The organism is Claveliimonas sp. (genome assembly GCF_037273965.1).
Classification (GTDB): Bacteria; Bacillota; Clostridia; order Lachnospirales; family Lachnospiraceae; genus Claveliimonas; species Claveliimonas bilis.
This window is the reverse complement of sequence record NZ_JAYAZJ010000042.1, coordinates 1-12,056: the sequence shown is the minus strand read 5'-3', so window position 1 is coordinate 12,056 and position 12,056 is coordinate 1. Positions and strand designations below refer to the sequence as shown.

Annotated in this window: 9 protein-coding genes and 2 pseudogenes; 10 read left to right on the top strand and 1 reads right to left on the bottom strand. The window is 45.4% G+C overall.

Annotated features, from left to right (window positions below; all coding sequences use genetic code 11):
* From WJ238_RS02690 to WJ238_RS02645, 10 genes and pseudogenes are all read left to right on the top strand, one after another.
* Positions 1–407 (top strand): hypothetical protein (locus tag WJ238_RS02690; RefSeq protein ID WP_524536983.1); only part of this gene is annotated, 407 nt, incomplete at its 5' end.
* Positions 408–415: 8 nt separating this feature from the next.
* Entirely contained in the window at positions 416–1,819 is a 1,404-nt protein-coding gene (locus WJ238_RS02685; protein WP_337606065.1) for an alpha/beta hydrolase family protein, read from the top strand.
* 4 nt (positions 1,820–1,823) lie between these two features.
* Positions 1,824–3,779 (top strand): alpha/beta hydrolase family protein, encoded by a 1,956-nt coding sequence (locus WJ238_RS02680; protein WP_337606064.1) that lies wholly within the window; start codon positions 1,824–1,826, stop codon positions 3,777–3,779.
* Positions 3,780–3,800: 21 nt separating this feature from the next.
* Positions 3,801–4,865 (top strand): hypothetical protein, encoded by a 1,065-nt coding sequence (locus WJ238_RS02675; protein ID WP_337606063.1) that lies wholly within the window; start codon positions 3,801–3,803, stop codon positions 4,863–4,865.
* Positions 4,866–5,033: 168 nt separating this feature from the next.
* Complete coding sequence (locus WJ238_RS02670; RefSeq protein WP_230106294.1) at positions 5,034–5,567, top strand: helix-turn-helix domain-containing protein; 534 nt, start codon at positions 5,034–5,036, stop codon at positions 5,565–5,567.
* A 14-nt stretch (positions 5,568–5,581) separates the two neighbouring features.
* Positions 5,582–6,661 (top strand): annotated as a pseudogene (locus WJ238_RS02665) (ABC transporter ATP-binding protein); the annotation flags it as partial.
* 498 nt (positions 6,662–7,159) lie between these two features.
* Entirely contained in the window at positions 7,160–8,002 is an 843-nt protein-coding gene (locus WJ238_RS02660; protein ID WP_230106293.1) for an ABC transporter permease, read from the top strand.
* Entirely contained in the window at positions 7,999–9,891 is a 1,893-nt protein-coding gene (locus tag WJ238_RS02655; RefSeq protein WP_230106292.1) for an extracellular solute-binding protein, read from the top strand. The genes WJ238_RS02660 and WJ238_RS02655 overlap by 4 nt, the downstream gene beginning before the upstream one ends.
* Positions 9,892–9,914: 23 nt before the next feature.
* Positions 9,915–10,532 (top strand): flavodoxin family protein, encoded by a 618-nt coding sequence (locus tag WJ238_RS02650; protein WP_230106291.1) that lies wholly within the window; start codon positions 9,915–9,917, stop codon positions 10,530–10,532.
* Between the two features lie 14 nt (positions 10,533–10,546).
* Positions 10,547–11,878, top strand: a complete 1,332-nt coding sequence (locus tag WJ238_RS02645) for a replication-associated recombination protein A (RefSeq protein ID WP_230106290.1) — start codon at positions 10,547–10,549, stop codon at positions 11,876–11,878.
* A 74-nt stretch (positions 11,879–11,952) separates the two neighbouring features.
* Here WJ238_RS02645 and WJ238_RS11945 read toward each other — a convergent pair.
* Positions 11,953–12,056: pseudogene (locus tag WJ238_RS11945) on the bottom strand (uracil-xanthine permease family protein); the annotation flags it as partial.

Here is a 12,056-nt window from a genome sequence, read left to right as displayed (position 1 = left end):
ATTTTGCTGACAGCCGCAATATTTCTAACAGGCTGGTAGTTTTGACTTCTGTAAGAAGTGATAAGGTAAAGGAAGCCATAAAAAGCGGAGAGGAGATCATGAGTTTTCATACGCTGGATATTACAGGGGGAGAGGCAAAAGAAAGCTTCATTCTTCCTGTAAAGGGAACGTCTCTCATCCCGGTCGGAGGGGACAATTATGCTGTGATCGCCTCCTTCGATAATGAAAGACCGGATGTGGAGGGATTAGACGAGAGCGAAAAAAGAAGCGGCTTCTGGAATATAAAAACAGAGGATATGAACATATCAGAGAGGTTCCTTTTACCGTTAATGGAGGCGGATATATCAGCCGTATCAGGAACCGGCTCTATCTCTACAACAGAAAGACAGGAAAGATCGAGGCTTTGACAGATCCCATGTTTAATGTGGCAGGAGTAAAGGCAGAACAGGGACGTATTCTGTATATCGGACAGAAATTTGAAGATGTCAAAAGCCTGAAAAACGGAGTCTATCTCTATGATACAGCGGCGAAAAAAAGCAGCTGCCTGCTGGAGCCGGGGAGATATCTTATCAAGGGATTCGATCTGTATCAGGACAAGGCTGTCCTGAATCTTACAGACGGTGAATCATATGGAAATGGACAGAATGGGGACTTTTATACCATTGATATTCAGACAAAGGAGCAGAAACTTCTCTTAAGCCATGAGCATCACTGTGTAGGAAATACTGTGACTACAGATGTGAAGCTGGGAGGCGGGCAGACCATGAAAAAGGACGGAAAATATTTGTATTTTACGTCTACTGTGGATATGGACTGCGTCATTGAACGGCTGGATATGGAGAGCGGGGAATGTCTGCGTATTACAGATAAAGGTTCCGTTGATTTCCTGGATGTGAAAGACGAGAAGCTGGTCTGTACTGCATTTACCGAAAGCCGCTTGGAAGAACTTTACGAGTGTAAGGACGGAAAACTTTGCCAGTTAACTCATCTCAATGATTTTGTTCAGGATGAGTATGATGTATGCACGCCGGAGTATATTGAAGTAAAGGGGAACGCTCCATGGGAGATCCAGGGATATGTGCTGAAACCGGCAGATTATGTTCCCGGTAAAAAGTATCCGGGCATCCTGGCAATGCACGGGGGTCCGAGACTTACTTATGGTCCGGTATTTATGCATCAAATGCAGATGTTTGCAAATGCAGGATATTTTGTATTTTTCTGCAATCCACGGGGATCAGAAGGAAGAGGAAATGAGTTCGGAGATATCAGACGCCGGTTTGGTGAGATAGATTATCAGGACTTTATGGAGTTTACAGACGGAGTGCTGAAAAAATATCCGGATATTGACGCCGCCCGTATCGGAGTAGAAGGCGGAAGCTATGGAGGATTTATGACAAACTGGATCATCGGGCATACGGATCGTTTCGCGGCGGCATGTTCCCAAAGATCGATCGCGAACTGGACATCTATGGAAGGATCCACTGATATCGGATATTATTTCTGCAAAGGACAGACCGGAGCCTCTCATATGGAAGATCATGAGCTTCAGTGGAAACAATCGCCGCTTGCCAGCGCTGATAAGTGTACCACCCCCACCTTGTTTATCCATGGAGAAAAGGATTATCGCTGTTATATGGGAGAGGCATTCCAGATGTTTGCAGCGCTGAAGCTGCACGGATGTGATGCGAAACTATGTCTGTTTGAGGGTGAAAACCATGAGCTGTCCAGATCGGGAAGACCGAAACAGAGGCTGAAGAGGCTGGAAGAGATGAAGGCCTGGTTTGATAAATATCTAATGAAAACAGATAAGGAGGTGTAGGAATATGGAAAAGAGAAAAATAGAACCCAATGATCTGTACGAATTTCCGCTGCCCTATGATGTCACCTGCTCACCGGATGGGAAATATGCCGCTTATCTGTTTGCATTTCTGAACAAAGAAAAAGATTGTTGTGAGTCAGAACTTAGGGTACTGTGCCTGGAGACAGGAGAAGAGAAAGTCCTGACTGCCACAAGAGATGTGGGTGCCTATAAATGGATTTCTTCAACGGAGATCATGTTTTCTTCCAGGCGTTCCAACCCGGCGCCGGGAAGCACAGATTTCTACATCCTTTCTCTGGAAGGAGGAGAGGCGAAAAAAGTCCTGTCTATTCCGAGAGTATGTACAGTGCCGGAACAGTTAAAAGAAAAAGAATGGCTGATCCTGTTTAAAGCTCCGACAGATCCGTCTGAAAAGACCGCAGACCGTGCGGAGGAAGGGAAAGATTACTGGACCTTTACGGATAAGCCGTTTATCCGGGACGGAGAGCCGCTTGGACAGCGCCGGAGAATGCAGGCAGCAATCTACTTAGAGGAAACAAAAGAGATCCGCAGGATCAGTGAGAAATATTTTGAAGTGCGGGGCTGTACGACAACAGAAGACCGCCAGAAGATTCTCTATTTTGGAAGGAACTATGAGGATAGTGAGCCTATGTTTGACACTCTGGTGGAGTACGATGTGGCGGAAGGAAAGAACAAAACCCTGATAGAGGGAGGCAAACTTCAGATCAGTCTTGCAAAATATGTGGGAGAGAAGGTTATTCTGCTTCAGGCATCTCAACTGAAAAGTTCAGCGACGGAAAATCATGACCTGTATCTTTATCACAGAGACACAGGGGAATTGGAGCTGATGGCAAAACCGGATGGAATGTTTACGACAATGCTGGATGTGGATTCTGTAAAGACCGGAGGACAGGGCGTGAAGGTCAGCGGCGACTGTCTGATCGGAGCAGTTATCCGCGGATGCAGAACAGTATTTGATGAGGTCAATGTGACAACAAAAACCATCCGTACCATTGCATCTGTAGACGCATTTATGTCACTGGATGTATTTGGAGATAAAATCTATACTTTTGCCCTGGAAAACTATCAGCTGACAGAGCTCTACCGGATTGACAGGAAGAGCGGCCAAAAAGAGAAGCTGACAGATTTTTCCTCCGACTATATGGGAACGCATAAAGTTTCCCTGCCTGAGAAACTGACCTTTTTTGCATCAAACGGAGAAGAAGTGGACGGCTTTGTTATCCCTCCTGTGGATGAGGATAAAACAAAAAAATATCCGGCTGTACTGCTGATCCATGGGGGCCCGAAGTGGGCGTACGGTTCTATGTTTACCCATCTGAAGCAATGTCTTGCGGCCAGGGGGATGTATGTTATCTACTGTAATCCTCATGGCGGAGATGGAAAAGGGAATTCGTTTCTGGAGATGGTGGATCGCTGGGGATGTGAAGATTATGATCAGATCATGGAATTTACAGATGAGTGTATCCGCCTCTATCCGGGAATTGATGAGAATCGTCTGGGAGTGACAGGAGGAAGTTATGGCGGATACATGACGAACTGGATCATCGGTCATACAGATCGTTTTAAGGCGGCTGTGACTCAGAGGGGAATCTGTAATCTGACGACAGAGGGGCTTATCAGTGATTTCGGAGACAGAGTAATGAAACAATCCTCCGGAGACAAGACGCCCTGGAATAAGGAGGAAGCTCTCTGGGATCATTCTCCTTTAAAGTATGTGAAAAATGTTAAGACTCCAACATTGATCATGCACAGCGACCGGGATTACCGTTGTCCTGAAATAGAAGCATTTCAGATGTTCACGGCGCTCAAGCAGACGGGAGTGGACACAGAGATGATCCTGTTTCACGGGGATTCTCACGGACTGTCAAGAAATGGGAAACCGTCTCACCGCATTGTCAGGATCAATGCGATCATAGACTGGATGGGAAAATACTTATAGAGAAAGAGAAGGTGTAAAGTTATGGGAGATATGTTATTATGGTTTAGCGTTGTGCTTATATTATTTGCAGTAGGTGATCTCATTGCCAATCTCACCAAGGCAAAAATTTCGGCAGTGTTTGTTACTTTGTTGCTGTTTTTGATCCTCTTTGTGACAAAGGTAATCCCGTCCGACATTATTGATCGGGCAGGTATGACAGATGCAGCCAGCTGGAGTGTTCCGATGATCATGTTCAGTATGGGAACAATGCTTAATATCAGACAGTTTATAGATGAATGGCGTACAGTGTTGACTGCCTGGCTTGGAATCGCGGCAGTTATTATCCTTGTTCCGGTGTTGATTCCATTTATCGGAAAAGCTACTGTGCTGGCAAGTATTCCGGTCATTAACGGAGCGCTTCCGGCAACAACAATTATGACGCAGGCTGCAATGGAAAAAGGATTGACTCTGGCAGCGGCAGAGGCAGGAAGCAAAAAGACAGAAAAGGCAGAGCAAACAGAGAAAAAATCTTTTGTAAAGCTTGCGGAAAAATATGACAAATACTATGGAACAAATGTATGTATCTTTTTGACAGCATTCTTTGCTTTTGTGGGCTATAAGTTGTCAGAAATCATCCATGTAAATTACTCTATCGTGTGCCTTGTTATAGGTGTTATTGTGACAGCGCTCGGCATTGTACCAAAAGATATTCTGGAAAAAGGAAAACTGAAAGGGTTCATTAACATGGTTGTATTTGCAGCGGTTATCCCATCGCTGGCGTCCATATCCCTTACAGACCTGATCAGTCTGATCGTCCCGGTTGTTGCCATGTTTGCCGTATCTATCGTGGCGGTTTTCATTATGATGAAAATTCTTCCCGGATGGAAGATCATCGGCTCCAAACCACTGGCTTTCGGTGTGGGATTTTGCCAGATGCTGGGATTCCCGACTACCTACCTTATCTCCAATGAAGTGTGCAATGCAGTAGGAGAGACTGAGGAAGAAAGAGCTTACCTGATGTCAAAGATCATGCCGAAACTGGTAGTAGGCGGACTGGCATGTCTCGTATCTGTACTGGTAGCCGGCGTAATGGCACCTATGCTGTAATATAAAGAAAGAAAAAGTAAAAGCAGATCCTGCATTTCCAGGGCTTGAACCTGGAATGCAGGATTTTTTTTGAAAAAAAGATTGCAATTTATATGCAACTATGTATAATAGGATTTGTTCGGTAATTTTTAACCAAAAGTATAGTATTAGAAAACAGGAGGCGTCAACGTGGATATCGGAAAGAAAATAAAGGAGCTTCGCCTGCAGAACGATCTGACATTAGGCGATCTTGCATCCAGAAGTGAACTGACCAAGGGCTTTTTGTCGCAGGTGGAGAGAAATCTCACTACACCGAGCATAGCGACACTGGAGGATATCCTGGAGGCTCTTGGAAGCAATCTGTCCGACTTCTTTCATGAGGAGGAAGAAAAGAAGATTGTATTTCAGACCCAGGATTTTTTTGTGGATGAACAGGAGGACTGCACCATTGAATGGATTGTTCCCAATGCACAGAAAAATCAGATGGAACCGATCATCCTGACACTGCATCCCAGAAAAAAGAGCCAGATCATGTCAGCTTATCAGGGACAGGAATTTGGCTATGTATTAAAGGGGAATGTGACGATCGTACAGGGCAGTAAAAAGTACAAAGTGAAGGCAAAGGAAACATTTTATATGGACGGATCCAAAAGCCATTACCTGTATAATCACGGAAACAGTGACGCCAAGATCCTTTGGATCACAACACCGCCAATGTTTTAAGGAGGAGAGGAAAGATGGAAGAGAAGAAGCTGATAGAGTTTCGGGATATTGTAAAAAACTTTGACGGACAGATTGTTTTGAAGGGGATCAATCTGGACATTTATGAGAATGAATTTGTAACGCTGCTTGGTCCAAGCGGCTGCGGGAAGACGACACTTCTGCGCATTTTGGGAGGGTTTCTGGACGCTGACGAGGGAAAGGTCATTTTTGATGGAGAGGAGATCAGTAAAAAGCCTCCCTATGAGAGAGAATTGAATACAGTGTTTCAGAAATATGCGCTTTTTCCCCATTTAAGTGTATATGAAAATATTGCGTTCGGACTGAAGATCAAGAAAATGAGCAAGGATGTCATTGAGCAGAAAGTCATGAAAATGTTAAAATTGATCGGTCTGGAAGGATTTGAAGATAAAAACACCATGCTGCTCTCCGGAGGACAGCAGCAGAGAGTTGCCATAGCAAGAGCGCTGGTAAATGAGCCGAAAGTACTCCTTCTGGATGAGCCTCTTGCAGCGCTGGATCTGAAGCTTCGAAAAGAGATGCAGTACGAACTGAAGAGGATCCAGCAGGAAGTCGGGATTACCTTTATCTTTGTTACCCACGATCAGGAGGAGGCGCTTACCATGTCTGACAAGATCGTGGTTATGAAAAACGGAGAGATCCAGCAGGTGGGAACGCCGCAGGATATCTATAATGAGCCGGCCAACCGGTTCGTGGCAAATTTCATCGGAGAGAGCAACATCATTCCGGCTGTGATGCTTGAGGATTATAAGGTGCGCTTTGACGATATTACCTTCGACTGCGTAGATTTCGGATTTAAGGAAAACGAACCGGTGGATGTGGTGATCCGTCCGGAAGATATTGATATTGTGGATGTTGAAAAGGGCAAAATGACAGGAGAAGTATTGAGCGTCCTGTTCAAGGGAGTTCACTATGAAATTATGGTGGAAACTGTGCCTGGTACCAGTGTGACAGTCAACATGCGTGTGATCCGCAATCAGGATGTGACAAGTGAGGACGGAAAGGAAAAGATCAGCGCCAACAATTTCTATGTGGATATTGATGATGTGGAAGATCTGGACGACAAGGAGATCATTGCCCTTTCCAACGCACAGGCGTGGGATCCGGAAAGTGATGAGTTTATTTCTATTGCAAAAGTAGAATATGAGCTTTCACGGGAGGAGGGACAGTACCCCGTTACCTTTACAACTTCCAACGGAACCACTATTGAGCGTACCATCTTTGTGGTAGACCAGCCTTTCGTAAAAAATGAAAAAGCAAATGAGGCGGTCATGGCATTTAACTTCTTCAAGACAGTGGATGAGATCACAGAGTCCCAGGCTCTTGACACAGACCTTAAGACATGGGCCGGAGCACAGGGATGGAAATTGAGTGATGAGGACCAGAGCGTTGACATCAGCGTTGACTATGATTTTGAACCGGAGGATGTAAAAGAAGGGGTATACCAGATCACATTCTCCACAACAGGACGGGAACTGAAGATCCATACTACTGACTACTCGGAAGAGGGACAGGAGGTAGGTCTTACCTTTTTCCCGGAAGATATTCATGTTATGTCCAGGGGGGTATACTAAATGAAAAGATTTTCACAGTTGGCAGTGCCATATATTATATGGGCGGCGCTTATGCTGGTGCTTCCCATGGCATTGATCGCCGTGTATTCCTTTATGGAGCAGGGAAACAGCATTATATCCTTTTCCTTTACACTGGATCACTATATCAAATTTTTTACAGATAAGGATTTCCTGCTGATCCTGTGGCGTTCAATCTTTATTGCGTTGAAAACAACAGTTATCTGTCTGATCCTGGGCTATCCTGTGGCATATTTTATTGCCAGAAGCCGGGAAAAGGTGCAGAATATCCTGATTCTGTGCGTGACGATCCCCATGTGGATCAACATGCTTGTCCGTACCTATGCATGGATCGGACTTTTGAGTGAAGGGGGTCTTGTACAGAGATTCCTTGGCCTGTTCGGTCTTGGCAATACTGAGCTTTTATATACGGAAGGATCTGTCCTTCTTGGTATGGTCTATAACTTTCTGCCCTTTATGGTTCTGCAGATCCAGACCTCTTTAAGCAAGATGGATCACTCTCTTCTGGAAGCCAGTGCAGATCTGGGAGCCGGCCCTGTCCAGACATTCGGGCGGGTAACGCTGCCGTTGTCCCTTCCGGGAGTGATCAACGGGATTACCCTCGTATTTCTTCCGGCAGTCAGCTCATTCTTTATCCCGAAACTTTTGGGAGGAGGGCAGTATTTCCTGATCGGAAATATGATTGAAAACCAGTTTATCACTGTAGGTGAATGGAATTTCGGAAGCGCCATTTCTATGATCATGGCAGTTATTATGATGCTGCTGATGATGGTAGTGCGCAAAATAGAGATCCATAACCAGGGAGGAAAGGGGGAGAGAGTATGAAAAAAGGAAAACGCCCTTTTGGCAAGGTGCTCATGATCCTGACGATCATCTTTTTTTACCTGCCTATTGTGTACATGGTGATCTTTTCCTTTAATGATGGAAAGTCACTGACAAGCTTTACAGGCTTCTCTCTTCGCTGGTACAAACATATGCTGGAATCACAGGATATGATGACAGCGCTTTATACTACTTTCAGCGTGGCGCTGATCGCAACTTTTGTTTCCACGGTAGTAGGAACGATTGCAGCGATCGGGCTAAGTAAGGCAAAGAAAATTGTCCGGGATGTGATGGAGCAGGTCAACAATCTGCCGATGATGAATCCGGAAATTGTGACTGCTATAGGATTTATGCTCTTATTTATTACTTTTAAAATAGAAAAAGGCTACATGACTATGCTGCTTGCCCATATCGCGTTCTGTATTCCCTATGTTATGCTGTCTGTTATGCCTAAGATCCGCTCCCTGGATCCCAATCTGGCGGATGCGGCTATGGACCTTGGGGCAACGCCCTGGAAGGCGCTGACGAAAGTTATTGTTCCGCAGATTACGCCGGGTATTGTTTCAGGAGCACTGATCGCATTCACCATGTCAGTGGATGATTTCATTATCTCCTATTTCGTAACCGGAAGAGGGGTAAAGAACTTAAGTATTGTTGTGTACACTATGAGTAAACGTGTGAATCCAAGTATTAACGCAGTGTCCACCCTCGTAGTTGTGATCATTACAATTGCCCTTCTTATTATCAATATTGCTCCTTTGCTTGCGGCAAAACGAAGCAGCAAGGATGTAATAGGCAAGAGAAGAAGGATCCTTCCGGCGGCGCTGGTATGCATGGCGCTTATTATAGGAATATTTGCTGTTAATATGCGGGGAACAGGCACCGCAAGACCGTTTGAGGGACAGACTCTTCATATCTACAATTGGGGAGAATATACAGGAGAAAATATTATCGGTGATTTTGAAGAGGAGACCGGGGCTACCGTCGTTATGGAGAATTTTGATTCCAACGAGCAGATGTATATTAAGGTGGCAAATGGGGAATCCTATGATATTTTAGTTCCAAGCGATTACATGATACAAAGGCTGATCGAGGAAGACTATCTGCAGAAACTGGACAAATCCAAACTGGACTGCTTTGACAAACTTTCCGATGCGGTGCTGGGTCTGCCTTATGATCCTGATAACGACTATTCCGTACCTTATTTCTGGGGAACGGTGGGTATTGTATATGATAAAACAAAGGTGGATCTGGAAGATCTGGAACGGGAAGGATTTAATATTTTCCTGGATGAGAAATACAAAGGAGACGTATATTTGTATGATTCTGAACGAGACTCCTTTATGATGGCGCTGAAAGCTCTCGGATATTCCATGAACACAGAAAATGAGGCAGAGCTTCAGGAGGCCTATGACTGGCTGGTACAGTGTGTGGAGACAATGGATACGGAGATTGTGACAGACGAGATCATTGACAATATGGCTCAGGGAAGAAAGGCGTTGGGACTCATTTATTCCGGTGACGCATCCTATGTCATGGCAGAAAATGAAAATATGGGTTACTATATGCCGGAATCAGGTACGAACCTGTGGTCAGACGCGATGGTTATTCCGAAGAACGCCAAAAACCCGGAACTCGCCCATGCATTTATTAATTATGCAAGCGACTATGACGGAGCATATGACAACTCCAGCTATGTCGGCTATACGTCGGCTAACCAGGAGGTTATGGATGTGCTTTCAGGAGAAGGCGGAGACTATGAGGGAATCAATGCCTACATTCCTCGGACAGATAATGAAAATGATGAAGTTTTCGTGTATAATGAAGATACAAAGAAAATCATCAGTGATCTGTGGAGCCGTGTAAAGATTGCAGCAAGCAACGCAGGTTAGGAAAGAGAGGAGCAAAAAGCAGTATGAAAGTATTAATGATCAACGGAAGCCCTCACGCACAGGGAAACACAAGCATCGCACTTCAGGAGATGGAGAAAATCTTTGCCCAGGAAGGAATTGAGACAGAAGTTCTCCATGTGGGAAATCAGGATATCAGAGGATGTATCGCCTGTCATTCCTGCATGAAGAATGGAAAATGCGTGTTTAATGACAGTGTGAATGAGGCGGCTGAAAAGTTCCGGCAGTGTGACGGCCTGGTTGTGGCAAGTCCGGTATATTATGCTTCCGCAAACGCCACGTTGATCGCTTTTCTGGATCGTCTGTTTTACAGTACGCCTTTTGACAAGGCTATGAAAGTAGGAGCAAGTGTTGTAGTGGCAAGAAGAGGCGGACTTTCTGCAACGTTCGACGAACTGAATAAATATTTTACGATCAGTGGGATGCCGGTGGCCTCCAGCCAGTACTGGAACAGTGTGCACGGACGTCTGCCGGGCGAAGCTGCCCAGGATGAAGAAGGGCTGCAGACAATGCGTACGCTGGCAAGAAATATGTCTTTTCTCATGAAGAGCATTGCTCTTGGAAAAGAGAAATACGGACTTCCGGAAAAAGAACCGAAGCAGTCTACAAATTTTATACGATAGAAGGATTGTAAATCATGGAACAGATGACTTTGTTTGACGAGCGTCAGGAGATGGTGCCCCTGGCTACACGCCTTCGTCCTTCCTCTTTGGAAGAATTTGCAGGCCAGGAGCATCTTTTGGGAAAAGGGAAGATATTAAGACAGCTGATCGAAAGGGATCAGATTTCCTCCATGATCTTCTGGGGTCCTCCCGGAGTAGGCAAGACGACACTTGCCAGTATTATTGCAGGGAGAACAAAAGCAGAGTTCATTAATTTCAGCGCTGTCACCAGCGGGATCAAAGAGATACGCTCTGTGATGGAAGCGGCGGAAATGAGCCGGAGAATGGGGAGAAAAACTCTTCTTTTTGTAGATGAGATCCATCGGTTTAACAAAGCACAGCAGGATGCGTTCCTGCCTTATGTGGAAAAGGGAAGCATTATTCTGATCGGCGCCACTACAGAGAATCCTTCTTTTGAGGTAAATGCAGCGCTTCTTTCCAGGTGCAGGGTCTTTGTTCTGAAGGCGCTGGGGGAAGAAGATATCCTAAGATTGTTAAAGCATGCACTGGAAAGCCCCAAAGGATTTGGTATGCAGAGAGTACAGATAGAAGAACCCCAGCTTTTGGCTATTGCCTCGTTTGCAAATGGGGATGCCAGGACAGCATTGAACACGCTGGAAATGGTGGTTTTAAATGGCGAGATTTTAGCGGATGGCACTATTCATGTCACGAAGGAGGGAATGGAACAGTGTATCAGCAGAAAATCTCTTCTCTATGACAAGACAGGGGAGGAACATTATAATCTGATTTCCGCTCTTCATAAATCCATGCGGAACAGTGATCCGGATGCGGCCATTTACTGGATGTGCCGGATGTTGGAAGGAGGGGAAGACCCCTTATATATTGCAAGGAGGCTGATCCGATTTGCCAGTGAGGATGTAGGAATGGCGGACAGCAGGGCTCTTCAGGTGGCAGTAGCAGCGTATCAGGCCTGTCATTTTCTTGGAATGCCGGAATGCGATGTCCATTTGACACATGCAGTCGTCTATCTTGCCATGGCGCCTAAGTCCAATACTCTCTATACGGCATGTGAGGAATGCAAGAGGGATGTGAAAGAGAGGCGGGCAGAACCGGTTCCGCTCGTCCTTCGCAATGCGCCAACCTCTCTTATGAAAGAACTGAATTACGGGAAAGGATATGAGTATGCCCACGACACAGAAGAAAAGCTGACTCATATGCAGTGCATGCCGGATTCCATGGCGGACAGAACGTATTACCATCCCGGAGATCAGGGGGAAGAAAAAGCAGTAAGAGATCGGCTGGAAGCAATAAGGCTGTGGAAAATGGGCAGCGATCAAACAGAATAGTAACAAAAAGTCAGGCACAAAGAGGAGTCTTTGTGCCTGACTTTTTGTTATCATTATCTTTGCTTTGCAAATAGTTAGCTTTGAGGTTTTTCTGCTTCTTTTGGCAGGATGACATTCAGGATAATAGCCATCAGTGTAGCAACAACTACCGGTGAGCTTCCGAATACCGTTGTCACCC